The 25,762-nt window shown below is 58.0% G+C and carries 19 protein-coding genes and 1 pseudogene; 4 read left to right on the top strand and 16 right to left on the bottom strand.

What is annotated here, in order from left to right; translation table 11 throughout:
* Nucleotides 1-35 precede the first annotated feature (35 nt).
* A complete protein-coding gene (locus LOY70_RS03740) occupies nt 36-1,517 on the bottom strand; it encodes a leucine-rich repeat domain-containing protein (protein WP_265033433.1) in 1,482 nt (493 codons plus the stop codon).
* A 488-nt stretch (nt 1,518-2,005) separates the two neighbouring features.
* Here LOY70_RS03740 and LOY70_RS03735 point away from each other — a divergent pair, with 488 nt between their 5' ends.
* Entirely contained in the window at nt 2,006-2,278 is a 273-nt protein-coding gene (locus tag LOY70_RS03735) for a hypothetical protein (RefSeq protein ID WP_265033431.1), read from the top strand.
* 102 nt (nt 2,279-2,380) lie between these two features.
* On the opposite strand, the gene LOY70_RS03730 is transcribed toward LOY70_RS03735, so the two are convergent.
* From LOY70_RS03730 to LOY70_RS03685, 11 genes are all read right to left on the bottom strand, one after another.
* Nucleotides 2,381-2,644 carry a hypothetical protein gene (locus LOY70_RS03730; RefSeq protein WP_265033429.1) on the bottom strand — a complete coding sequence of 88 codons (264 nt, stop codon included), beginning with the start codon at nt 2,642-2,644 and terminating at the stop codon, nt 2,381-2,383.
* Nucleotides 2,645-2,873: 229 nt separating this feature from the next.
* Nucleotides 2,874-3,176 carry a DUF600 family protein gene (locus LOY70_RS03725; RefSeq protein ID WP_025211724.1) on the bottom strand — a complete coding sequence of 101 codons (303 nt, stop codon included), beginning with the start codon at nt 3,174-3,176 and terminating at the stop codon, nt 2,874-2,876.
* A gap of 362 nt (nt 3,177-3,538) precedes the next feature.
* Complete coding sequence (locus tag LOY70_RS03720) at nt 3,539-4,009, bottom strand: hypothetical protein (RefSeq protein WP_265033425.1); 471 nt, start codon at nt 4,007-4,009, stop codon at nt 3,539-3,541.
* Between the two features lie 167 nt (nt 4,010-4,176).
* On the bottom strand, nt 4,177-4,632 hold the full coding sequence (locus LOY70_RS03715) for an SMI1/KNR4 family protein (protein ID WP_265033423.1): 456 nt from the start codon (nt 4,630-4,632) through the stop codon (nt 4,177-4,179).
* 13 nt (nt 4,633-4,645) lie between these two features.
* Entirely contained in the window at nt 4,646-4,855 is a 210-nt protein-coding gene (locus LOY70_RS30085) for an HNH endonuclease (protein WP_413776625.1), read from the bottom strand.
* 455 nt (nt 4,856-5,310) lie between these two features.
* Complete coding sequence (locus LOY70_RS03710) at nt 5,311-5,532, bottom strand: hypothetical protein (RefSeq protein WP_265033422.1); 222 nt, start codon at nt 5,530-5,532, stop codon at nt 5,311-5,313.
* Complete coding sequence (locus LOY70_RS03705; RefSeq protein ID WP_265033420.1) at nt 5,529-5,753, bottom strand: hypothetical protein; 225 nt, start codon at nt 5,751-5,753, stop codon at nt 5,529-5,531. The genes LOY70_RS03710 and LOY70_RS03705 overlap by 4 nt, the downstream gene beginning before the upstream one ends.
* A 140-nt stretch (nt 5,754-5,893) precedes the next feature.
* The gene (locus LOY70_RS03700; RefSeq protein WP_265033418.1) at nt 5,894-6,184 is read right to left on the bottom strand and encodes a hypothetical protein; all 291 of its coding nucleotides are present in this window, start codon (nt 6,182-6,184) and stop codon (nt 5,894-5,896) included.
* Nucleotides 6,181-15,711: a hemagglutinin repeat-containing protein gene (locus LOY70_RS03695; RefSeq protein WP_265033416.1), complete on the bottom strand. Its 9,531-nt coding sequence runs from the start codon at nt 15,709-15,711 to the stop codon at nt 6,181-6,183. The genes LOY70_RS03700 and LOY70_RS03695 overlap by 4 nt, the downstream gene beginning before the upstream one ends.
* A 39-nt stretch (nt 15,712-15,750) precedes the next feature.
* Nucleotides 15,751-17,457, bottom strand: coding sequence for a ShlB/FhaC/HecB family hemolysin secretion/activation protein (locus LOY70_RS03690; RefSeq protein WP_265033414.1), 1,707 nt, complete (start codon nt 17,455-17,457; stop codon nt 15,751-15,753).
* A gap of 292 nt (nt 17,458-17,749) precedes the next feature.
* Nucleotides 17,750-18,340 (bottom strand): hypothetical protein, encoded by a 591-nt coding sequence (locus LOY70_RS03685; RefSeq protein WP_265033412.1) that lies wholly within the window; start codon nt 18,338-18,340, stop codon nt 17,750-17,752.
* A 368-nt stretch (nt 18,341-18,708) separates the two neighbouring features.
* Between LOY70_RS03685 and katG the strand changes: the two genes are divergently transcribed.
* Nucleotides 18,709-20,973: a catalase/peroxidase HPI gene (katG, locus tag LOY70_RS03680; protein ID WP_265033410.1), complete on the top strand. Its 2,265-nt coding sequence runs from the start codon at nt 18,709-18,711 to the stop codon at nt 20,971-20,973.
* 151 nt (nt 20,974-21,124) lie between these two features.
* Here katG and LOY70_RS03675 read toward each other — a convergent pair whose 3' ends face one another.
* Together LOY70_RS03675 and LOY70_RS03670 are read right to left on the bottom strand one after the other, a co-directional pair.
* Nucleotides 21,125-21,973 carry a phosphatase PAP2 family protein gene (locus tag LOY70_RS03675; RefSeq protein ID WP_265033408.1) on the bottom strand — a complete coding sequence of 283 codons (849 nt, stop codon included), beginning with the start codon at nt 21,971-21,973 and terminating at the stop codon, nt 21,125-21,127.
* Between the two features lie 24 nt (nt 21,974-21,997).
* Nucleotides 21,998-22,669, bottom strand: a complete 672-nt coding sequence (locus tag LOY70_RS03670) for a histidine phosphatase family protein (protein WP_265033406.1) — start codon at nt 22,667-22,669, stop codon at nt 21,998-22,000.
* Nucleotides 22,670-22,832: 163 nt separating this feature from the next.
* On the opposite strand from LOY70_RS03670, the pseudogene LOY70_RS30080 reads away from it, so the two are divergent.
* A pseudogene (locus LOY70_RS30080) lies at nt 22,833-23,945 on the top strand (methyl-accepting chemotaxis protein); the annotation flags it as partial.
* Nucleotides 23,946-23,987: 42 nt separating this feature from the next.
* Nucleotides 23,988-24,851, top strand: a complete 864-nt coding sequence (locus LOY70_RS30075; protein WP_371857826.1) for a methyl-accepting chemotaxis protein — start codon at nt 23,988-23,990, stop codon at nt 24,849-24,851.
* A 55-nt stretch (nt 24,852-24,906) separates the two neighbouring features.
* On the opposite strand, the gene LOY70_RS03660 is transcribed toward LOY70_RS30075, so the two are convergent.
* The gene (locus LOY70_RS03660; RefSeq protein WP_265033403.1) at nt 24,907-25,326 is read right to left on the bottom strand and encodes a type II toxin-antitoxin system VapC family toxin; all 420 of its coding nucleotides are present in this window, start codon (nt 25,324-25,326) and stop codon (nt 24,907-24,909) included.
* Nucleotides 25,323-25,568: a FitA-like ribbon-helix-helix domain-containing protein gene (locus LOY70_RS03655; protein WP_092146225.1), complete on the bottom strand. Its 246-nt coding sequence runs from the start codon at nt 25,566-25,568 to the stop codon at nt 25,323-25,325. Before LOY70_RS03655 ends, LOY70_RS03660 begins: the two co-directional genes overlap by 4 nt.
* Nucleotides 25,569-25,762 lie beyond the last annotated feature (194 nt).

The following is a 25,762-nucleotide window of genomic DNA, read 5'->3' as shown; positions in this document are numbered from 1 at the left end:
TTTTTGCGCCAGGACGATGAGTGACTAGCGTCAGCCTATATACCTGGCCCCATCACGCGAGCTGGCAACCTGGCCAGCCGATCCCAACCCTCGGCACTGATCCCGGAACAGTTCAGCAACGCCAATGTGTGCAGCGGCAGTTGCTCCAACAGCGGCACTGCGGCTGACGTAATCCGCGACTCCCCGGGATCTGCCGAGATCGTCAGATCACTCAACGGCAGCCGAACAAGGTGGGCCACTCCGGCGTCGGTGAGCCAAGGGCTGTCATACAAACCCAGGCGCCGCAGCGGCAGATCGCGCAGGCAGGTCAGGTCAGCATCGCGCAGGTCCAGGCCGCTTATTTCAAGTTGCTCCAACGGCAAGCCCAGCTCGACGAGCTTGCGCAGAACCTTGCCATCCACGCCGCGACAAAAGCTGAGCTTCAGTCGCTTCAGTGGCAGGCCGGCGAGTTGTTTCAGTTCCTTCCAAGTGAGGTCGTTCAATGACAGGTCCAGGGACTCCAACTCCAAACCACGCAGATCGCTCAACGTATCTGCATCGATGCCTTGCACATCGGAAAGCCCCAGGCGCTTCAGTGGAAAACAGTGCAGCACATCGAGCCGCTCGATCACTTGCCGTGAAGATTTGAGATCCAGGTCGGCGAGCGGCATGCCTTCCAAGGCCTCAAGGTCATCCTCACCAACATACGAAGATGAGAGCGAAAGCCGTTCGATGGGCAGATCCGCAATGGCGTGCAGCGTGGCGTCCGTTGCGTAACATTGATCCAGGCTCAGGGAGCGCAATGCGCTCAGGTGGGAGAGGCATGCAGGGGCCTCCAGAATTGCACCGTTCCAGCCAAGGGACAGTTGCTCGAGAGGGTGACGGCATAAGTGCGCCATCCCACGGGAAGTCAACTCGCCGACGCGTTCCAACGTGAGTGATCGCAACCTGAGGTTTGACAGCCCGAGAAGGCCATCGTCGGTGACGTCATCGCAACGGTTCAGCGACAGTTCTTGCAGCGGGCTATTGCCGAGTTGCTCGAAGAATTTGTCGTCGAAGTCTTCACCGTAGGTGCTTAACGTCAGCCGGCGCAGCCGTTCGAGGGAAGGCAGGCTGGTGGCGTTATCGGCGCGGGAAAATCCGCTGATTTCCAGGCGCTCGAGAGCGAGGTCTGGCAAGCGTTGCCATACACTTGGATCGCAACTGAAACGTGGGCTGTTGAGCACCAGTGTGCGTAAGGGCAGCCCAGCCAGGGCATCGCACCACGCCGGCTCGGCGTTATCCAACTCCAGATGATCGACCGGCAAGTTGCGAAGCTGCGCCAGCAATGGTCCGGGGCGATTGGTATGTGCCGTGGTGTTCAATTGAGCAATCACGACGTTAGCCGCCGGATCGCACAGCCCTGCCGCAACGCGTACACCCTCCACTGACGCCTCTCCGGCGTCGAGCAGATCGCGATAGAGCGACGCTCGCGCGGCAATGTCATCGGGGTTATCGGCGAGTTGGGCGATCAGCGCATTGCGGGTGGGGTTGTGCACGGTCTGTGAGTCCGAAGTGGGCGAGCGCTGGGCAGGCTGCGAAAGAGAAAAGTGGCCATAAGGGAAGCACAAAAAAGAGCCTTGCTGAAGAGGATGTTGAGACGGAAAACGAGGTACCCCGGCCTTGTTCCGAATTACAGATTTCTAGCAGGAGATCAACGACGGCGCCCCTCTGGACAGCTCACCCACCTAAAGGCTGTTCAAATCCCCTGTGGCGAGGGAGCTTGCTCCCGCTGGGCCGCGCAGCAGCCCCTTCTGTGAACGCTCCGCACCCAAGCGGAAGCAAACCCTAGCCACCGTTGGCAGCCCAAAACCAACGTAACGAAATACCACCGCTGACAGGCTAAACGTCCTACATCAAGCTCGGAAAGCGGCGTCTTGTAGCACCCGGACAAGGCGGCCTATATTCCGTCGTCGTCCTAATGGCGACTCGGGTTTGGCGACCCTATTAACGAGGTAGCTCCTTTCAATTGAATGAGGTACTACCCATGAACCGATACATGCCCATCACCGGCATCGACTGCACTCCCGCCACCCTGCTCATCGACACCGAAGCCCCGCTCGACGTCCTCTTCGAAACCGCCGACTACCGCATCCGCACCGTGACTCAACTGCTGGAAAACATCGCATTCCGCTCGGAAATCAGCTCCGACACGCTGGTGCTCTCCGACTTTTGCAAAATGCTGACGATATCGCTGCGCGATGGGTGTGATGTGATGGATGTGATTGGGAGACGGTTGCGGGCACAGGCGGCTGAGTAAATGAAAACGGGCGACCTTTGGGGTCGCCCGTTTCACGATCCGTTAGAGACACTGCCACTGCTGTCATCGATGATGTGGTGAAGGACTGGAAGCGCTGGGGAGTCAACCTGCCAGGTTGGTCGAATAACCCAATGCCTCCCATTTAAACGGGGCAGCATTGGTTTTATTTGTGGCCATGACGTAGCCCCGATCGTCGGGAGCGACTCCATCCTTCTGCTGCGAAGAGCTGTGGCGCAGTTCGTCAAGAACTGCGCCACAATTGCGCAAAATCTCCTCAAACAGCGCCAACACAACCATGCCTTCGCCACGACCGGAATCGATCACGGTTCCCAAGACCTCGGCACCCCGATCAAAAAAAGGGGACACTCTGCATCTCATAAAATAAATCTGTCCCCTTTTCCTTACTTTTTCCGCCATACGTAGGCCTGCAATATGTACATCTCGCGGCACCTCTACAGCAGTAGATTTGGTAGAGGGGAAAAGGGGGAAAAGGGGGAAAAGGGGGATTTATTTTAGAACACCGAGCAAGCCAATGAATCGACTCTCTGCACCTTATAAAATAAATCCCCTTTTCGCGGCACTGTGCATTTGAACGTCAGTAATTAAACTTCGTTTTCACCTCACCCTCACGTCGATAGGATATTGAAAAAGAAAGCCATTCCTCACCTCGAGCCTTGCCCTCTGCCTTCAATTCCTTTATCAACCTGTATAGTTTGGAGCTATTAAAATCAGTATCAGCATCGGTTACTTCAACACCATCCTTCTCAACAGTCAGCACCGACTCCATGTACCCTTCACCCACCTCAACCTCATAACAGAAAGAGTCATAACCCAAAACTATTCCAGAATCAATTAAAGAAAATATTTCCTTCACAATTTCTAAATCTTTAGTAACCATTACTCACCTCTGGAATTTTACCAGCTTCATTTTCAAAGGAGACCGTTCGAGTTATACCATCGATAGTATAGGTCAACTCCATAGTATCCGGCCTTATCGAATCTGAATTTTCACGCTTAAATTTTACAGTCGTAGACCCTATAGTTCTCGACGGATCATTCAACGCCTCACGCATTCTATTCTCATAATAAACCTTATACGCCGAACTGTTAAAGTTTCTATCTTGACAACAAAAAGGGGGCAGATCTATTTTAGAACACCGAACAAGCCAACAAGTCTGCTCGCTCTGCATCTCATAAAATAAATCTGTCCCCTTTTCGTTCGTCCCCTTTTCGTTCTCTTTTCGTTCCTTAACCTGTTGTTCAGCCCAGAGCAATACTTGACATAAGCGTTGCTTTCCACAAGTGGCCATTTTCCGAAAACTCCATGCGTAGCGCGTGTGTTTCAAAATCGTACTTTAGCCATTTCTGCACATAACCGATTAACATATCAACTCTACCTAGTGCCTCTTTACCAGGCGGGCCTAACTCTGCAATAACATCTTGAAAACGCCATGTTTGAGCTTTACGACCAAGCACATCTGCCTTGTATGGAGAATACCCCTCATGGCGCTGCACAAAAAAATGAATGTGGTTTAACTTCCCCGAGCGAAATCCTAGCTCCAAGCCGGACTTAATAAACTTATAAAATCTTGTCTTCCCTTCGGGATCATTATAGCTATCCGGGGTCTCTGAAATAGCTGGAGGCTCTCCTACCTTCCGATACAACTCAGTCACCATTGGCCCACCTTCATCTTGGCCAAGAGCCCGAACAAAATCCGACCACGTATTCATTATTTAATAACCCCTATCGTGCGATTTCTTTCCACTATTTTTTGAACAGTTTCATCCACAAGCTTAGAATCACGCCCGAAAAGGGGACAGATTTATTTTAGAATACACCGAGCAAGCTAATAAGCCTGCCCTCTCTGCATCTCATAAAATAAATCTGCCCCCTTTTTCTATAAGTCAAGCTCATATAGCCCATTCAAAAAATCAGAAAAATTACTCGACACCAGCGTCATATTTGAATCATCAGACTCTGTCCCATCACACTTTTCTAATTCATGATCCCAAAAATACACCTTGCCTCTGACCTCCCCTTTAATACCCAAGCAAATTTGGTTACCTCCAGGGTCACATGCAATTGCTATAAATCCTTCGGGGATACGCTCTCTATATAAGTTAAGATTCCTGACAAAATCATATGTATCACTCCTATTCAAACCGTAAAACCGTTGAACAGATGACCCATCCTCATTATCCACAAAACGGAAACTATCTGGCTCAGGATAACCTCCTCCTTTACTAGATAAGAATTGGTAATATTCTCTAGGCAACGTCACCCCAATAAAGCTCTCTAGCAATTTCATTGCGTCATCTGAGATGGAATTTCCAGGCTCTATTATTTCAATCATATCAACAAACCTCCTATTTATACGGTTTTATTCCAGAAGTTGCCACACCACCAGTATGGCGTACAGCATCATGTAAATCTGAAGGAATTAATTGCATCAAGCCAGACTCCTGATGATGATGCCAAGTAAAATTATCAGGTGTACGTTTATAACCGGAAGATTGATTAGCCAACTTAAAGTCTCGATCGCGGTTCCCCGTCAATTCGATTCGTACTTTCTTCACGAAAAAGGGGACAGATCCTGAGGGATCCCCACAAATCTATTCCAATGCCTGCGTCTCTTGATGTACCTCTAGTCTCTCCAAAGTTTTTCGAGAGTTTGAGCCGCGTCCGCTACGCCAGTATTCCAGGCCCAGCCGCCATAGCGATAACACTCGTCGGCGTTTAAGGCTATGCTTTGGGAAAAAAGGGGACAGATTTATTTTAGAACACCGAGCAAGCCAATGAATCGACTCTCTCTGCACATTATAAAATAAATCTGTCCCCTTTTTCCTCACGAATTCACTTCAAATATGTCGATATAGCAACCACTCAAAGTTGTTGGCCCCTCTACAACTCCGCTCCTGATCACGTAGCGCACGCCGGGTCGAACTGGCTGATAAATCCAAGGAGGAGATCAGAAAGAATGGCCCCCAAAGAAGGTTAAGTAATTGCCATTCCAGTCAGTCTTCGTACTCTTTTAAGCATGATTCAAATGCTTAGCCGCCTGATTCAAAAGGGACATGAACTCTTCTAATTCAAAACTCCAACTCCCGCCTTCAACAGGGGGATAAATTTCGATCTCGACTGATCTGCCAGGCTCACAGGATACTTCAGCCAGTTGGTCAGTTCCCGCCCATATCTCAAATACCAAATTTTCACGATCTGATGGGCTAGTTATCATTGAAGATAAATGATTCATGGTTTTGGCGGCTCCAATAGACCAATAAATTTCCCATTAGCATCATAACGTAGCCACCGACCGTCGGGAGCGATCATATCCATTACCTTCCCAAATCTCCCCGTATCCTTATAGGTTACAGTTGTCGCAGGATTGCTCAAAATTTCATCAGCTATTTTTTTGACCTTGAGCGTTAATTTCGGAAGGACTTCCTTTAACGCCTGGGAACGCACCGCCTTCACGGCTACCGTATTTCTGAAGAGCTCGGCCAGCTAACGAAAGCTGTCCAGACTTATCCGCTGGATCCAACAGTTTTCCCGCATTCGACAAATCTTCGATGCTCTTCCCTGCAAACGTGCCTTTTGCACCAACTAATTATCGGTTATGGACAATACTCCACCGAATAACTGCCTTGTAACTCTTGTTGTATCATTTTAGCCAGTTGCTCCCCCTCCGCTGCATGCTGAAGCTCTGCCTCAGGCGAGGAAAAACCAGAGTCGGGTGGATAATCACTGTTGAACGTTGATTGGTACTTACGGTCCCACTCGCTGACCTTTGTCTTTAGTTCTTGAGAAAGGGGCAGACCTTCAACATCAACGTGCCCCATTTTATCCGGTTCTGGACAGAATATTGGTCCAGCCAAATACTCGCTCGTTAGTCTTAACCTGATCATGGCAATGGCTTCCAAGAGCTGACGGGATTAGCTCGAACTACGAAGCCGTTTGAGCCAACCCCGACTGCGATGTTTTGCTCAGTACCATTGTACGTGACGCGATAAACATTAGCCGAACCATTGGTCCCGACAACCTGCCCACGCTCAAGAGCATTCATTACGACATTTGGAATGTCATCCCGTGAGATGCCTTTACTCACAAAGTCGGCCTCGTGTCGTTTGTAGATGTGTTGCAATCCTGCGGCATCCGTACCCTTTTCCAACCAGACGGTTCGACCATCTGGCAACCTACGGATATCAACCACATTTTCTGGCGTAATTTTAGTACCTGCTGGCAAGCCCGAAATCAAATCGTCTCTGGTTAGTGACGAACCTGACACTCCTTTTGGACCGCCTATACCACCGCTCCTCTCCGGCAGATCACAAGGCCCAGTGTTATGCACCCAAGTCTTGAGCTCTCCCACATAGAACGTGTGGCCGATGTCGACTGTCAGGTTATACGTTTTGCCGACTGGCGCGTAAAGCTCCAGGGACTCGACTTCCGACGACGTATCTTCCGTCTCGCCGTCGGCCAGCGATTGCAGCAAGTCGCCAGGCTTCAGGTCGATAACAGGGATGAAGTCGCGCTTGGCCGGTACGTAAAACGGATGGCTTGGCGTAACCAGCAGTGTTTCGCCTTGCACGGCGCCATCGTGACGCACGCTTTTGAGTTTGAGGCGGTAAATTGGCTGGCCGCTGCGCTGGTGAGTAGCGAGGACCGCTGCCGCAAAGGGCTTGCCGCCTTTTTCCGGCTTGCTCCATACCACGTCGCCGACTTGCAATGTTTCGATAGCTCGGTCGCCCTGTGGCGTCGAGACCATCGTACCGGCCGCAAAGCAGCAGGGCCCTTTGTTTCCTGTAGCTGGGCTAGTAACAAGCGGACCTTTTGACCCCTTCCCATCCGCTATCACAACAGACGTAGGCTCTTTCGAACCTCTATTTTTCGAAAGTACCCCCGTCAACACCGAGGCCATGAACTGACCGCCGCCGATCAGGTATTCATCCGTCTCGAAAATTGGATCATTTTCTATTTCATCCGCGATTTTTTTCCCTATGGCTTTGCTAGCTTGTTCGGTTTTTTCAAGCAGTGCCTTACCCGCCTCAGTTTCAGAGGCCGCGTTGATGACAACCAGTTGCACCAAGCCTTTAGGGCCTTGTGCCATCGCGATAACCATCGAGATGGCTTGCTTCTCGTCCTCATGCTCTGCGATGTACTCATTGATCGCAGAGGATTTACGTAGAATGACTTGGGCTAGGCTGTGGTTCTGTTCATTGCCCACTACGTCAGTGGGGGGGAGAACCATGCCTGAGTTATCCTTGGCTTCTGCAGCGGACGAAGACGCCTGGATTTCATTGCTGATGTCCTCGACCCGCTTCACGTCCACCCCAGCCAGCTCGCCTACCTCAGCCAGCACCCGCTCCTGGAAATTTGGATCCCCCATGGTCTTCATGGCCTGAGCACGCGTCAGACCACCGATGATCAACGCCTCCATAGTCGCTTCGGCGAAATCGACGCCCACCATCGCCGAGGCACCCGCATCCATTTTTCGCCCCAACCCTGCCTCGATCTTGTTGACCGCCGCATTGAAGTCGTTACCGGCTTGCTGGAAGTTCTGCTTGGCAGTTTCGTCGTAACTGCGGAGTTGCTTGGTCCACTCCTTGGCGGTTTCAATCGGCGTAAGAACTGCCGTCACGGAAGACTTGGTCACGTACAGGTCTGTACGGTGTTCATCATCCCGGGTGATTTCGTAGGCTTTGTCGACGTCGCGGTTCAGGCCTTTGGTCGAATCGGCTCCGGTCCCGGCGTCATTGCGCACCACGACGTCGCCCGCCCCCACGGTGGCGCGTACGAGCTGTTGGCGGTCCTTCTCATAGTTCCAGCCTTCGACACTCCAGCCGTTCTTGTCCTTTTCGCCCTTGCCGACCTGACTACTGTCCTGGGCTCCGCCGCCCCCCTTGGAGTAGCTGCCACCGACGTTCAGGTAATAGCCATGCTCCTTGTCTTTGCCAGCGATGTCGCTGAAGCCCAGCGTGCCGGTGTCGAGTTTGAGCTTGCCGGTATCCGAAGCGATAAGCGCCCCGTCGAGCTGGGTGTGGTTTTCGGTACGGATGTCGACCTTGTCCTGCCCGGTGATGCGGGTCTGTTGCTCGACCCATTCGGTCGAGCCAGTGGTCTGGCCATAGCCGACCGAACCACTGACACCTGCTCCCGGCCCCACGGTCACTGTCACGCTGAGGTCGAATTCCTTGCCTTCGACCTTGCCCGTATCAGGCACCGACGAAACATTGAGGTCGCGGCCAACCCGGCCGATGACTTCATTGCCACGCAGGTCCGCACCGGCGATATTCGTGTCTTTGCCGCTGGTGAAGCCCAGGCGATTACCTGCGTACAGATAGGCCTGTTGTTGCCGCTGGGCTTCACGCTCCAGGTTGCCTCTGCCCAGATTGACGCTGGCGTAGATGCCGACGCCTTCAGAGCCGACGCTGAGGCCTACCTCACCGCCGCCGCTCTTGCGGGTGTTGTCGCTGCCGCTGTCGTTCTGGGCGGCGCGAATGTTCAGGTTGTTGGTGGCGCGCAGGTCGATATCACGCTGAGCCTTGACCTGAGTTCCAATCAGGTTCAGGTCATTGCTCGCCTGCAGGTTGACGTCCCGCGCCGCATCCAGGGAAGTGACCGTCGACGTTTGCTGTTCGCTGTCGCCGCTGGCAATACCATTGCTGCCACCGACGCCAAGCTTGAAGCCGCCGCTGGTTCCACCATGGATACCGCCCCAACTTTGTCGCTCACGAGTCTCTTCGGCGTAGCTGCCTTTGGCGGCATCGAGGGTGACATCGCGTCCCTTGACATTGATATCGCGACCGGAGATCAATTGGCTGCCGCTGATCTGAACATCGTTGTTGGCAGCCATGTTCAGATCGTTGCCTGCGTTCAGCGTCGACGAGCGACGGGTCTGTTCAATGACCTGCTGACTGGTGCTCTGCTTGCTGTTACCAATCTTGGCGTCGAACGTAGGGCCTGAAACGAATTGGGAAACGCCGTCCACCGCCTTCAACGTACTGGAAGCCTTGCTGACACCGTCTTCGCCCTGGCCGGCACCTTTGACGGCATCGCGGGTTCGGCCGTAGTTGTGGTTCATGCTCAGGCTGGCGCCGTTTCGTTCGCTCTCGCGTTGATGCTCGATCAGTTGCATTTCGCGGGCAGCGTCGATCTTGATATTGCGACCGGCCGTCAAGTCGATATCGTTGAACGCCTCAAGGTCTGAGCCGATCTGGGTGATATCTCGCTTGGCGTTGACGGCCAGGTTTTGACCGGCACTGATCTGGCTGGCGGCAGCGGTTTGCTGTTCCAGCCGGTTTTTCTCTTTGGTACGGTCCACGCCGGCGAAGAAATTGATGCCGTTGGCATCCGAAGACACACCGATCCCGGCTTGTTTGTTCTTTTCCCAGTCCTGCTCGGAACGGCTGTTCTGCGCGGCCAGGACATTCACATCGCGTCCGGCGTCCAGGCTGACGTTGCCGCCGGCCTTGATGCTGCTACCAATGACGTTGATGTCGCGCTCGGCCTGCAAAGCGGCGTCGCGTTCAGCCTTCACTTGGCTACCCACGCTAGTGCTGCTTTGGGCTTCGCGTCCGGCCTTCTTGGCTGAAGCGAAGGACAGGAAACCACCCGACACCGAAAGCCCAGTTTTCTTCTTGTACTCCTCACTCCGGCTATAAGCCGTATCGTTGGCCGAGACGAGGTTAATGTCACCACTGTCATTGACCAGACCCGCACGCAGTTCCACATCATTGCCAGCAGAGGTCTCACTGGCCCGCACGCGCAAGTCGTTGCCCGCCGCGATGACCACGTCGTTGCCGGCCTCCAGCTCACTGGCTACCTGGGAGGCCGTGGTCTTCAACTCGCTCTTGCCGCTCTTGGACAAGCCAAGGAAACCCGATTTGGTTTTCTTGCTGTAGGAGCCGTGCTCTTCAACACCCGAGAGCACTGCCACATCACCCGTGGCACCGACGACCAGGTCATTGCTGGCCTTCAACTGACTGCCGATCACGGTGACGTTACGACCGCCATCCAGCGTGACACCGCCAGCGGCGGCTTGGCTGGTATTGACCGTCAGGTCCTGCCCCGCCTCCACCACGGATGCGATGTTGGTGCTGTGATAACTTTCCCGTTGTTCGCTTTTACTGCGCCCAAAGGAGCCTTTGCTTTTCTTCGAATAGAACTCAGCGGCTTCGTCCGTTGCGGACAACAGATTGATATCGCGCGTGGCGTCAAGGGCAACATCCTTGGCGCCTTTCATCTGGCTGGCCACCAGGCTCAGGTCTTGTCCCGCCTTGGCGCTAAGGTCGCCTCCCGACTGGACAAGCGACGACTGCTGGCGAACCAGATCGCTGCTGCTTTTGACTTTTTTGCTTTGGGATGCGCGATGGCTTTCGTTGGCCGCGGACTCGATGGCGATATCGCGCCCGGCTGTCAGCGCCAGGCGGGTCTGGGCGATGACGTTGCTCGCAACGACCCTCAGGTCCTGCCCGGCCGTGACCGTCAGCTCGCGGTCAGCCGTTACGCTGGAACCATTCTGGGTAATGGTCTGGTCCCGGTGTTTACTGCCCTGCGTATGGCTGTCCACCTGCTCGGCGGAAGTGATGTTCACATCACGCATCGCCTGCAAGTTCGTGTCGTTACCACTCTTGAGCACGCCCCCAACATTGGCGATATCCCGCCCAGCGCCCGCGCTCAGATCATGACTCGCCTCAATCCGCGCCGCGCTGTCGGCAAAGCCACGTTGTTCGGTCTTGTACCCGGTGCTGCTGGCATGGGTGGTGATAGTTCGTTCGTTGGTCAAATCACCGGCCACGGCCACGACACTGACATCCCGCCCAGCAATAACCCCGCCCGCCCTGTTAGTCAGGTCATTACTCGCCAACGCATCCAGCCGGCCACCCGTTTCCATCAACCCACTGTTGACCAAGCTGTCGCCAGCCGTCGCCCTCAGGTTGCTGGATGCACGCAAGGTGCCCGCGTTGTTCAGGTTTTTACCCGCGATCAGGCTGACGTCGGCGCCCTGGATCAGCGCGCCATTGGCCGCGAGGCGGTTGTTGGCCTGGGCCAGGTAGAGCACCGGCACCAGCACCTGCTCGTTGTTCACCGTCCGGGTTTCCATCCAGACGATGTCGTGGGTCAGGGCCGCGACTTGTTCGGCGGTGAGGCTCACGCCCAGGGACAGGTTCAGTGCGTCCTTGCTGGCGATGGCGTTGTTCATCAGGTACTTGAACATGCCGTCATCGGAGGTCTGGCCGTCGAGGAAGCGTTGGCCGGTGCGGGCGATGACGGCTTGCTGGATCAGGCGTTGTTCGTAGAAACCATCGCCCAGGCGCTTGGCGGCGACGTCCGGGTCGTAGCCCAGGTTCGCCAGCAGGTAGTCCGAGCTCATGAAGCGGCGCATGTCAGTCAGCGCTGGGTTGGTCTCGATCAGGTACTTTTGCGGATTGGTCCGGAACGAGCTGTCCGGCAGGCCGCGCACTTGGGTCAGGCCTGAGCCTTGGGTCGGCGTGGTCGAGGCGTCGCCGCTCATGCGGAACAGGCCGTTTTGCCCGGTTGGCAAATCAAAACCTGGCAGGGCCAGCGGATCGACCTGTTGCTGGGTCAGGTTCGGGGGCAGTTGCCGATTGACGCTGACGCGGGTGGAGAAAACGTTGTCAGCCTGGGTATCGGTGCGCGGGCCGGCGCCGACGTAGTTGTAGCCGCCACGCACGACGCTGTTGTCGGTGTTGCCCGAGGTGCGGACATCGACTGCGCCGCCGGCCTGGATAATCGCGGCGTAGGTCTGGTTATCGGTAGTACTTGTCTGGGTGCGGAACCGCGGGACCTCACGTTCGGTCATGCCGATGAAGCGGCTCATCGCTGCTTCGAGGCCACCCAGGTTATCGGCGTTGTAGCCTGGGCTCTGCAACCAGTATTTGTTGGTGAAGTCATTGGCGGCGGCGCGCCAGCCACCTGGGCTGCGCGTACGCTCGGACATGAAAGTGCGCGAGGTTTCGGTCTCGCCGGTTTCGATGCCGATGTTGTTCAGGCTGACGAGGTTGGCAGTCAATGCACCGCCAACGCCGATGCTGCTGCTCCGGTTGGTCAGGGTGTCGCCCTGGATATTCAGGTTGCCGCCGGTGGTGATGCTGGAGGCGGCGCTGGCCGCGGTGACTTCGAACTTGTCGCGCTGGATGATCTGCCAGACGTGGTTTTCCTTGCCGCCGCTGCAGTCGCCGGCGTTGACCCCTTCGATACAGGCCACTTCCCTGATCGAGGCGGTGTAGATGCCTGCATCGTGGGTGGCCAAGACCTCGCGGACGTTGTCGATCGTGCTGGCCGCCAGGCGCATGTCGCCGTCGCTCTGCAGCGTGCCGGAGCTGTTGAGGATGCGACTGGCACGGGTGCCGAGGCCGTCGCGATCGATGCTCAGATCACCGAGGCTGTAGATATCGGCATAGCGGTTGGTCAGGCTGTTGACGCGCAGGCTGGTATTGCCGCCGCTGAAAATCAACCCGTGCTCGTTGAGCAGGTCGCCGGTCGATACGCCGAGCGCGCCGGCACTGCCGAGGGTGCCGTAGTTGTTGATCGTGGCGGCAGTGACGCTCATGTCCGCCGCCGAGGTCAGGCGACCGTAACTGTTGAGGACACCATCGACCACGACGCTTGTGCTGCCGCCACCGACGATGCTGCCGTTTTGCTCCAGGTTGATCAGCGCGGCCTTGAGGCCCAAGGTGCCGAGACTGCTCAAGCGGCCGTTGCCGGCATAGGCGCCGGTCAGTTGCAGGTCGATCGCCCCATCGCTGCCGATCAGGCCGTCGACGCGCCAGTTGCTGCCACGACCTTCCATGCTGTTGGCGCTGAGCAACTGGCCGGTGGACATCTGGGTCAACTGGTCGACATGAACCACCAGGTGCCCGGCCTGGATCGCGGTGCTGTTGGTCCAGCTGTCGGCCGTCACCGTCAGGTTGCCGTAGGTCACCAGTTGCCCACCCGCCTGCCCCAGGTTGGCTTGGCTGATGCCAAACAGTCCCAGGCCGGTGTGCAGCAGCTTGCCACCCACGTTCTGGACACTGGCGGTGTCGAAGCCCACATCTTGACTGGCGGTTTCAAGGGTGCCGTCGCTGTTATCGAACAAACCACCGATGTTGAACGCCGTGGTGCTGTTCTGGCCCAGGGTGCGCAGTTGGCCTTTCTGGTTGCTCAGGCTGGCGGCCAGAATATCCAGGCTGTCCTGGCTTTCGATAATGCCCGCGTTGTTGTTCAGCGCGCCCGAAAGGTCAAGGTCGATACGACTGGCGCTGATCTGCCCTCCGCCGCTGTTGTCCAGATCCCGGCCAATGACCCAGACCTTGCCGGAGGCATACATCCCGCCGCTGCGATTGTCGATATCCGCGCCCGCGTTGCTGATCACGATATCGCCCGCTTGCGCGGCCATGCGCCCGCCATCGTTGAACAGCCCGGCCAAGGCTTGGATGTTCAGTCCTTGGGCCTGGATCGTGCCGCCCTGGCGGTTCACGTCATAGCCATTTTTCAACACGCCGGTGGTGCGCGCCTCCAGTGCGGCCTTGACGCTGGACAGCACGCCGCCACGGTTGTCCAGGTTGGTCGCGAAGACACCCAGGTTGGCGTCCTGGGCGATGATGCTGCCGCCCTGGTTGTCGATATCGCCCGCGACATCCACGGTCACCAGGCCCTTGCCTTGCAGCGTGCCCTTGGCGTTGTCCAGGCTGGCGGCATCGAGTTCGAGCGTGCCCTCACGGCTGGCGATCAGGCCCTTGTCGGTGTTTTTTACTGCGCCGGTCGCGCTGACCAGCAACTTGCCATTGGCGGCAACCGTACCTTTGTTGCGGTTATCCAGGCTGCCGGTGCGCACGGTCACAACGCCTTGGCTGGACAGTTCACCGCCCTGGTTGTTGATCGCGCCGGTGTTGGTGATGTCGAGGCTTTTGCCGGTCATGACCAGGCCGGTCAGGTTGTCCAGGCTGCCGAGGATCAGCGTCGCGCTGTTCAGGCTCGATAATTCACCGGCATTGTTTTCCAGATGGCCCAGGTTGGCCGTCAGCAGGCCCTGGCTATTGATCAGGCCGCCCTGGCTGTTGAGGACTTGACCGGCGTTCAGGTGCAGTTCGGTGTTGCCGAGGATGCGGCCTTTGTTGCGGTTATCCACCACGTTGCCGGTGACGGAGGTCTTGCGCTGCCCACTGAGCGTACCGCCCTGGTTGTTCAGCGCCGCAGTGGTCGTGACGTTCAAGTCGCGGCTGGCGATGACGGTTTTGCCGCCGTTGTTCAGTTGCTTGGCAGTGAGGGTGACGTCCGCCGTGGTATTGCGGCTGTTATCGGCATTGACCCCGGCTTCGATGATGCCGTTGTTGCTGAGCGTACCGCCGCTGTCCAGGCGAATGCTGTCGCGCGCCACCAGGTTTTTCTGGCTGGTCAGGTCGCCCTGGGTTTTCACGTCCAGGCGACTGCCGGCATACACCTGACCGCCGGCCTCCAGACTCTTGGCCTGGATGTTGATAGCACCGGCTGCTGCGGTCTCCGCCAGGCTCAATCGCCCATTGGCATCGAGCTGGATATCACCGCCGCTGGCGATCAGCTTGCCATCCAGCTTCACCCCAACCCCGGCCTCGGTGCCCACCAACTTGATGGCGCCGGCATACATGCCGCCCAGGGCCGAAGAATCGATAGCCAGCTCGGGTTTAGTGCTGCCGTCATCGGCACGGGCGGTGGCGCTCAAGGTGTCGGCATTGACGTCATTGCGCCCGGCGACGATGGTCAGGTTTTTCGCCTGGATCTCGGCGTTGATCTTGGCGCTGCGGGTGATGATTTCGAAACGATCAACGTTGTTGGCGTTAAGACCCGCGCCTTCGATGGAGACGCTGCCCTGATCCACTTGGTAGCGGTTCAATTGGCCGTTTTCGATGATCGGCTTACCTGTGCTCAGGGTCGCCCTGGGCGTGTTGATAAAACCGCAACCATTGCAGGTAATGCCATGGGGGTTGGCGACGATGACATGGGCCGATTGCCCGGCCACTTCGGTGTAGCCCCGCAGTTGGCTGGGGTTGCCGCCGTTGACTTCGTTGAGGATGACGCTGGCCGCCGTGCCATTGAGGTTCGGGTTGCCGAGGATGATCCCGCCCAGTTGTGTAGCCTGGGCGGGGTTGGTGGCGTTGTTGAGAATCACGCCGTTGCTGCCGACGTTGTAATCCTTGAACTGGTTGTGGGACAGACCGCTGCCGTTGGGCTGGGCGATGTTGACGATGGGCACGCCGTTGCCCGCCTGACCGAGGCTGGTGCCCGGCGCGCTGACCACGATCCCGTCCGCCTGGGCCCACATCGGTTGCCAGAACATGACGTTGGCCAACAGGAACGCCAGGCCGCGCTTGGGCATGCCCCAGAAGGCGTCGCGGGTTTGCAGGGCAGCGGCAGGTTGGCGGGCCGGAGGGGTGTATTGGCGGTCGTCCATGATCAAGTCTCGGTACAGCAGCGGTTAAAGAGGCAGTGCTTAAAAAAAGGCATCCACGCGGAAGTAGATCGGCGCTTCGCGCTCGGTCAGGGCATCCGGGCGTTCCAGAGAGTGGGCAAAGGTGACGCTGGCGTTCAGGTGTTCACCGCGGGCGAACAGCTCCACCGAGTTGCTCGACATGCGCCCGTGCTGGTCGCCGTTGTAGCGGTCGCCACGAATCACGCCCTGGTCATAACCGAGGCTGGTGCCATATTCGGCGAACACCGGGCGCAGCCACGGCAGGGTCACCGGGCGGCTCCAGCGCAGGTCATTGCGCCAATAGCCGCCGCTGTCGCCAGACAGCGTCTGATCCTTGTAGCCACGAATCGACGACAGTCCACCCAGGCTCATGCGCTGCGGGCTGAACAGCGGATCTTCACTGCGCTGGCCGGTCATCAGGCTGCTGAAACTGAAGGACTCGCCGCCCAACATGAAAGGCTGCAGGTAGCTAAGGGTGGCGGTGTATTTGCGATAGCGCGCATCCGGCAGCCCCCGGCCTGGGTCATGGTCGCCCTGGGCATCGAGGGCACCGATACCGTCTTGCATGCCCAGGTCGAGGTTGACGAAGGCACTGCCGATTCGCCGGCCATGGTTGATGCCGAACTGCGCCTCGGTGATGCGATTGCTGCTCTCGCGGAGCTTGCTGTCTTCGATGAAGTTATTGGTACGCAGGTAAGCCAGGCCAGTGTTGAGCGAGGTCTTGCTCACGGCGTCGCGGTGGACCACCCGCTCCAGGCGCAATTGGTGGTTCTGGCTGTCACCGGTCTGTTTGAAATTGAAACCGTTGGCCGCTATCTGCGAGCGGTACTCGCTCTGGCTGTAGGTGTAACTGACATTCCACCAACCAAACGGCAGGTTGTAATAGAGCATGGCATTGCGCGAAGTTTTCTGATGATCGCTAACGGCATCGTGACCGCCGCGCAAGGCCAATTGATCGGCCAGGCCCAGGGGACTGTCCCAGTCCAGGGACGTCCCCCATTGTTGTTCGCCGGTACTCTTCTGGCCGTCGTTGTGCCGCGAAAGGCCGACGCGCCAAGGTTTCTGCGGGGTGTTCTTGACCAGCACTTCGCTGCCGCCGATGTTCTGGCCGGGGGTCAGTTCCATCGTCGCCTGGTTCGATGGCAGGCGATTGAGCTGATCGACCATCTGCTCGATCTCCCGCAGGTTGAGCAAATCACCCGACTTTCCGGGAAAGCTCATGGCCAGTTCCCGTTCGGACAGGCCGCTGCCCTCGGCGCCCTTCAGGCCTTCCAGGCGACCTTCGACGACCAACACTTGCAGGTGGCCGCTGGACAGGTCCTGTTGCGGCAAGTAAGCACGACTGGTGACCAGGCCTTTTTCCAGGTAGTAATCGGTGATCACCTTGAGCAACTGGTTAAGCTGCGGCACGCCCAGGCATTGGTTGGTATAAGGTTTGAGCAGGCGTTGACGCTCGCCTTCGGACAACGCGTCGGCGCCCTTGAGCTCGATGGTCTTGATCGGGAAACAACGGGTATCGACTGGCGCGGTAGGGCCTTGGGGGGCTGCGGATTTTCCGGGCAGGTCCTTGAGCTGTTCAAGGCGCCGACGCTGCTCTTCAAGCAAGCGATCCTGCCGCTCACGGATCAGGTCCGTGTCACCGGGGGTAGGTGCGGCGTAAGCGAGCGTTAGCGGAGAAAGGCACAGAAAAGCCAGGCATAACCTCGCCCAACGGGCGGGTGCAAACATGTTCGATCCCTCGATACGGAAATGACAGCAAGCTCGCGAGCAGACCAAGAACCGAACACCGGTCTTTAACCTGATCCGGGCAGCACTTGAAGACCCAGGGCTGCCCCGACAACACTCACGCTGCTGATGCGCAAAACTACGCGCACACCAGACCCTGCATATCCCTTTCGGTTCAAGAGAGCGGGAAATTTCCACTCAAAAAAGAGACGTATCTCACACAGAGCGTCGGCAATCGCCGCGAAAATATCTTTTTTGAGACGCCAAACAGGTCAGATTCCCTGCCGCGTCTCGGTCACGAATCCAGGCTTTTCACGCCATTGCCGAGCAAGATGGGCGACTCCCCGGTGATTTCACACAGCAGCGTCGTGACGGCTTTGCCCTCTACCACGCCTTGCTCTTGTAGAAGCCCCGCCACAGCGCTGACAGCCGTCCAGTAACGATGCACCAGACAGCTGCAGCGAGCGATGGCCTGGGATTGGGCCACAAGTAGCTTGCGCGGCGGCAGCAAGCTGATCAGTTCGTGCCCCCGATCCAAATCGCCGCGACCGCTGCCCCTGATCAACCGATCGGACCTGCGGTGTCGGTAGACCGCTTCGGCCACGGGCCCGGCGAAGCAATGGAGCAGGTCGCGTTCAATGAAATCAACCATCGAGGGCAAATACTCAGCGATCCCCCTGGCGTCAAAAGCCGGGCGTGGGACAAGGTAATCCGCTTCGACCAGCCCTTCTGCGTATAGGGGGTTGCCAGACAAGTCGAACATAGGGCCCATGCAGGCTTCGGCCTTGGTACGCACAGTGATGCGTTTTATCTGTTGGCCGTTCCACCAAAAGGCCAGGGCGTGACCCGCTTCATGGAAGGCCGTGCTGCGCGGGCATTTGTTCATGGTCGGGTCCGTCACGGCAGGCGCCGTTCATATCATCTGCCCCACTTGCGGCCCCCGATAAAAGATTATTCCTATCACCCGTTAACAGTGTGCCTATTAGCTATCTGGCAAAGGAGGACTAGCCTGAATTCAGGCTGGTGTAATCCGGCCCGTTGAAACCTGATAAGAGATAGGAAGCGTTCGGAAACGTATTGGGCTTGCCGTGGGCCACCGTACTGGCAACTAGACTGCTCTCTAATGTTGCCGTGTGGTCATGACAATCAGCTGAGCAACTGTGAGCCCTGCACCTACGTCATTGATTTCGCCTACCGCTATGAAGCCCTACCGGGCTGGATAGCTGGATGAATACGACCAAAGGTAGCTCCCTCATGGCAAACGAATCGAAATGCCCGTTCAATCACGCCGCTGGCGGTGGCACGACCAACCGCGACTGGTGGCCGAATCAACTGAATCTGAAGATCCTGCACCAGCACTCCTCGCTGTCCGACCCCATGGGCGAGGATTTCAACTATGCCGAAGCGTTCAAGCGCCTGGACTTCCAGGCCCTGAAACAAGACCTGAATGCACTGATGACCGATTCGCAAGACTGGTGGCCGGCGGACTTCGGCCACTACGGGCCGCTCTTTGTCCGCATGGCCTGGCACAGTGCAGGCACCTACCGCACCGGTGACGGGCGCGGTGGCGCAGGCTCCGGCCAGCAGCGGTTTGCACCGCTCAACAGCTGGCCCGACAACGTCAGCCTCGACAAGGCCCGTCGGCTGCTCTGGCCGATCAAGCAGAAGTATGGCCGTAACATTTCCTGGGCCGACCTGATCGTCCTCACCGGCAACGTCGCGCTGGAGTCCATGGGCTTCAAGACCTTCGGTTTTTCCGGTGGTCGCGCGGACGTCTGGGAACCGGATGAAGATGTCTATTGGGGTTCCGAAAACAAATGGTTGGGGGGCGATGTTCGCTACGGCAAGCCCGACAAAGCCGCCATGCAAGATCCCGGCGAAGGCCAATTGGTGGCCGAGCCTGGCAACGAAGAAAGCCGCACTGACGAAGGACGCAACCTGGAGAACCCGCTGGCCGCGGTGCAGATGGGGTTGATTTACGTCAACCCGGAAGGTCCCGAGGGTCAACCGGACCCGGTCGCCGCCGGGCTGGATATCCGCGAAACCTTCGCCCGCATGGCGATGAACGATGAAGAAACCGTGGCCCTGATCGCTGGCGGCCATGCCTTCGGCAAGACCCACGGTGCCGGCCCCGCGGACAATGTCGGCGCCGAGCCAGAAGCCGCAGGCCTGGAAATGCAGGGCCTGGGCTGGAAGAACACATTCGGCACGGGCAAAGGCGCCGACACCATCACCAGTGGCCTGGAAGTGACCTGGACCACCACGCCCACCCGCTGGAGCAACAACTACCTGGAAAACCTGTTCGGTTTCGAGTGGGAACTGACCAAGAGTCCGGCCGGTGCGCACCAGTGGACGCCGAAAAACGGCGCCGGCGCCGGCATCATTCCGGATGCCCATGACCCGTCCAAGCGGCGCAACCCCACGATGTTGACCACCGACCTGGCGCTGCGCTTCGACCCGATCTACGAAAAAATCTCGCGGCGTTTCCTGGAGAACCCGGACCAATTGTCCGACGCCTTCGCCCGCGCCTGGTTCAAGCTGATCCACCGCGACATGGGCCCGCTCTCGCGCTACCTGGGGCCGGAATTACCCAATGAGGAACTGCTGTGGCAAGACCCTATCCCGGCGGTCGACCATCCGTTGGTCAACGACAGTGACATCGCCGCTCTCAAGGGCAAGTTGCTGGCCTCGGGCCTGTCGGTTTCACAGCTTGTGTCTACGGCGTGGGCGGCAGCCTCCACCTTCCGTGGCTCGGACAAACGCGGCGGCGCCAACGGTGGGCGTCTGCGCCTGGCCCCGCAGAGGGATTGGGCGGCCAACCAGCCAGAACAATTGGCCAAGGTGCTGGCAACCCTGGAAACGGTCCGGAGCGAGTTCAACAACGCCCAGCCCGACGGCAAAAAGATCTCGCTGGCGGACCTGATCGTGCTGGCCGGCAGCGCAGGCGTCGAACAAGCGGCAAAAAATGCCGGGCTCAGCGTGACAGTGCCTTTCTCACCGGGGCGTATGGACGCAAGCCAGGAGCAGACGGACGTGGAGTCGTTCGGTTTTCTCGAACCCATCGCCGATGGCTTTCGCAACTACCTCAAGGGCAGATACCGCGTATCCGCCGAGGCGCTGCTGATCGACAAGGCACAACTGTTGACCCTCAGCGCACCGGAAATGACGGCACTGATCGGTGGCCTGCGGGTGTTGAACACCAATGTCGGCCAGACGGCCCACGGGGTCTTCACCCAACGACCAGAAGCGCTGACCAACGACTTCTTCGTCAACCTGCTCGACATGGGCGTGGAATGGAAACCAAGCTCCGATACCCAGGAAACCTTCGAAGCCCGCGACCGCAAGACCGGCCAGGTCAAATGGACCGGCACGCGTGTCGATCTGGTCTTCGGCTCGAATGCACAGCTGCGGGCCTTGGCCGAGGTCTACGCCAGCTCGGATGCCCAGGCGCAGTTCGTCAAAGACTTCGTCGCGGCTTGGGTCAAGGTGATGAATCTGGACCGGTTTGATCTCAAGTGAGAAGCATCCGAGGGCATGGGGTCTCGCAAGGAGGCGGCCTCATGAACTTTTCTTCACCCCACGCCCCCGCGTGATTGGGTAAAGTCCCCTCGCTCATTCAAGAAACTAAGGTTTTAGCCCGCCCCCCCGCGGGCTTTTTTTTACCTGCCATTCAAGCCGGCGATTGAGCGTTACCCTGCGCAGACACAGCTCGCGCGAGCGTGGTGTGATGCCGTTTCAACACAGGCTGCTCCAGGGCCGCTCGCCCATAGAACAGCAACGCCATCAGCCAACAACTCAACCAGACAAAAATCCCCGCCCAGAACGTGTGTGACATGTAATGCCACCCCTGCAGGACCCGCGTCGTGCCGTAGACAAATCCCAGGGCCAGCGCCCCATACATCAAGGCCTTCGAATGGCGCCAGCGATAGCGGCGCGCAACGAAATACAGCGCCAGCATCGTGAACCCGCCCGACGCATGGCCCCCGGGCCAGCAACGGCCGTCACCGGCGACTTTCAACAGGTTGAAATTCTGGAACCATTCCTTGTGCTCGATCTTGCCAGCGTATTGGGTGGTTTCCACCGGGCAATACACGCTGGTATGGCCCTTGAGGTAGTGGATAACACCCGTGCTGAGGGAAAAGGCGAAGACCACATAGAGAAAGTCGCGACGGTGCTTGTGGGCAAAACGTAGCGGCTTGGTCAGCCTGAGTTTATCCAACACGCGAAGTAATCCTGTACGCTTTTCCGGCTTGAAGATCGGCCAGACAAACGACAACAGCGCCCCGATAATCGCCACCTCGCCGGTCCAGTTCGGGATGATCCGGGCCCACTTATGGGTGATTTTCTCGAACAGCCGCACATGCTCCAACGGAAAAACCTGATGCAGCGGGTCGTAGAATAAATCGCTGAAGGCGATGTCGATGCGAGTCATGTCGAACAGCAGGAACACCACCGCGGCGCAGAGCAGGGGAATTCCAAGATTGAGCCCATAGAAACGGGCGCGAGCTGACGTCAGCATGGGCGGTCCTGATTGTGGGAAAAATTACTGAAATGCCACCGAGCGCCAGTCAGAAGCATCGATAAAACCGAGCAGCTGTGGCGCTTGTGGCTGGGCGGTGGAGACGAACAGCGAAGCACCGTAGCCAAACGTCGAGGTGGGGCGTTTGAGTGTGGTTTCCAGTGCCTGCATGCATTCGCTGTGGGTGACCAGAATCAGATTGCGTCCGGCCACCTTGTGGGCCATGGCATTGCGCAACAGGTCATGTCGGCAATTGATCAGCCAGTCGTCGCCAGTACTCACCTTGTTGAACATGTAGCCCGCCGTCTGGGCAGCGCGCACCAGCGGGCTGTTGTAGAGGTCGGCGTTGTCCAGGCCCAACTGCTCGAACCGGGCACCGAGGCCCACCGCAACGGCGCGGGCGCGGTCAGTGATGCCGTCGCGATCATTCAGGCACGCGGCCTTGGAGTGGTCGCAGCGTTCGACATGGCGTACCAGCACGATCACCTCACCCTTGGCCCAGCCTTCGGCCAAGGCCCGGGCGCCGGCGATGTTGCCATGGGCCAGGTCCGGCACCGCGGCCGGGCTCAGTAGCCAGAGGGTCAACGGAATCACCAGCAGCGCCGAAGCCAGGACGACCATGGCGTTTTGGTAACGGGCAAACCGACGCGTGTCGATCAAACGCGTCACGCCGAAAAGGCTCAGTCTCAGTTCCACATCAAGCCGCCCCGACGGCATCCACCCTGTCATTCGATGGCGCGACAGTAGAGAGGTCGACGTAGGCAGGCAGTGAAACCGATGTGAAAAAAAGCTTGGAGAGCGTGCTCTGGATATCCAGGAATGCCGAGGCCTGGAAAAAAACCTTTCAGATCTGGGCAGGATGGCCGATACAACCCTCTTACACGTTCTTGCTGGCTCAACAACAACAATCTTCCAGCCAATCGATGATCAAGCAGCACAACGTTCCTGGAGGAATTTGATGAATAGCTGGTTTGGCAACATTAGCGTCAATATGAAATTGGGCCTGGGCTTCGGCCTAGTGCTGGTCCTGACCTGCCTGCTGGCGCTGACCAGTTGGACCAGCCTGGGTGGCCTGATCCAGCGCAGCAACTGGATGAGCGACATCACGCAGCTCAACGCCGGCCTGACCAAACTTCGCGTCACCCGCCTGCAATACATGCTGACCAATGGCGACGAAACCGCCGCACAAAACGTACAGACCACCCTCGATGGTTTCGTGGCGCAACAAAACGCGCTGCTCAACAGCTTCAAGAGCCCGGAAAACGTCAAGCTGCTCAAGGAGCAGAGCGCGGTCATCAGTGCCTATCAGGTTTCCCTGAACAAAATGCGCGGCGCCTACCGCACCGGCAACACTGCCCGCGACGCCATGGGCGCGAACGCCGAGGTCGCCTACAAGCTGATCGAGGCCATCGATTCCGACGTACGGCAAATGGCCCTCAGCGATGAGCGTTTCGCCCAGTTCCAGGCCATCACCCAGGCCAAGCAGGCTTTCATGCTGGCCCGCTATGAAGTGCGCGGCTACACCGCCAACAGCAACGCCGACACCGAGCGCAAGGCGCTCACCCAACTGGACGACGCCATCGCTTCGCTCAAACCGCTGAATGAGCATTTCTCCAGCACCCGCCAGGATGAACTGCGGCAGCTGGAAAACGCCCTGACCCAATACCGCAGCGCCGTGCAGGCCTTCAAGCTGGCCACCGCCGACGTGGTGCAGGCACGCAAGGAAATGACCGACCAGGGCGCGACCATCGTGACCCTGAGCGAGCAGCTGTACCAGATCCAACTCGACCGCCGCGACGCCGAAAGCGCCCAGGCGCGCACCCTGCAACTGGTCAGCACCTTGCTGGCATTGCTGGTCGGCATCATTGCCGCCGTGATCATCACTCGCCAGATCACCGGCCCGCTGCGTGAAACCCTGACCGTGGTCGAACGCATTGCCAGCGGCGACCTGTCGCACAACGTCATCGTGACCCGTCGCGATGAGCTGGGCGTGCTGCAACAAGGCATCGCGCGCATGGGCGTGACCCTGCGCGACCTGATCAGCGGCATCCGCGATGGCGTGACCCAGATCGCCAGCGCCGCCGAAGAGCTGTCCGCCGTGACCGAGCAAACCAGCGCCGGGGTCAACAGCCAGAAAGTCGAGACCGACCAGGTCGCGACCGCCATGCACGAGATGACCGCCACGGTCCAGGAAGTGGCACGCAACGCCGAAGAAGCCTCCCAGGCAGCCGCCGCCGCTGATGGCGAAGCCCGTGCCGGTGACAAGGTGGTCAGCGAAGCCATCGCCCAGATCGAACGCCTGGCCAGCGAGGTGGTTCGTTCCACTGACGCCATGACCGTGCTGCAACAGGAAAGCGACAAGATCGGCAGCGTCATGGACGTGATCAAGGCCGTGGCCGAGCAGACCAACCTGCTGGCCCTCAACGCGGCTATCGAAGCGGCCCGCGCCGGTGAAGCCGGCCGTGGTTTCGCCGTGGTGGCCGACGAAGTCCGTGGCCTGGCCCAGCGCACGCAGAAATCCACCGAGGAAATCGAAGGCCTGGTGGCCGGCTTGCAGAATGGCACCCAGCAAGTGGCGGCCGTGATGAACAACAGCCGCAGCCTCACCGACAGCAGCGTCGCCCTGACTCGCAAGGCTGGGGAATCACTGGGCAACATCACCCGCACGGTGTCGAACATCCAGTCGATGAACCAGCAGATCGCCGCTGCCGCCGAACAGCAAAGCGCCGTCGCCGAGGAAATCAGCCGCAGCATCATCAACGTGCGCGACGTGTCCGAACAGACCGCCGCCGCCAGCGAAGAAACCGCCGCTTCCAGTGTGGAACTGGCACGGCTGGGTAATCAGTTGCAAATGATGGTGAGTCACTTCAGGGTTTGATCATGAGAAACGCCCGTTTCCAATTGGCAATGGGCGTTTCGCGTGAAGGCTTTGCTCAAGGGTTCCAGGGGTTGATGACTTCAACGCCTGGGAACTTGAAGTCTTTGGTATTGCGGGTTGCGATCAGAGCGCCGTGCGCTCGGCAAATGGCTGCGATTTGCGCATCGGCCATACCTGCCGCCCGCCCCTTAGCTTCGCATGACGCAACCAGGGCCGCGTACTCGACAGCTGCGTGGGCATCAAAGGGCAGGATCCTGTCGACAAAATCCTCTTCAAACATTGCCATGGCATGGGACTCGAGCTTTTGCTTGCGCTTGCCGAAAGGCAGCCGAGCGATACCATGAAGAATCTCCGCAACTGTAATAGCGCAAATAACCAGGTCCATTGCCGGCTGTGAATCGACCCACGCCAGGACGGTTGCGTTCGGCTCGGCGCGCATGAACTCTGAAATGACATTGGTATCGAGCACTATCATTCAGAAAGATCCACCGCCGTTGCTTTCTCGTCACGCGAAGGCAGATCCAGATCAACTCCACCCAAGGAGCTGAACCTGTTTCGGATACGACTTCCTAATCCTCCCGCCGGGCTGACTGTCGCCAAAGCACGCCCCAAGATCAGCCTTGCTTCTTCCTCCATGGAGTGACCGTTGTGGGCGGCGGCGATACGCAGTTGTTCCTTGATCTGATCATCAAGGTTTCGAATCGTGATGCTGGCCATAATCCTCTCGAAATCAATGAAATCATTGATTTCAAACTTAGGTTAATCTCTCCTGCTTGTCCAGCTACCGTTACACACTCATCCATAACGACTGTATCAACTCCCGCTCAACCAAGATCCAGACAACGCATCGCCCTTTCGTACAAAACCCACCCCCTCTCGTCCTACCGCCTTTTGTCCCACGCTCCTGTACG

Source organism: Pseudomonas sp. B21-054 (assembly GCF_026016345.1).
GTDB lineage: Bacteria > Pseudomonadota > Gammaproteobacteria > Pseudomonadales > Pseudomonadaceae > Aquipseudomonas.
This window is presented reverse-complemented; position numbering and strand designations above follow the sequence as displayed.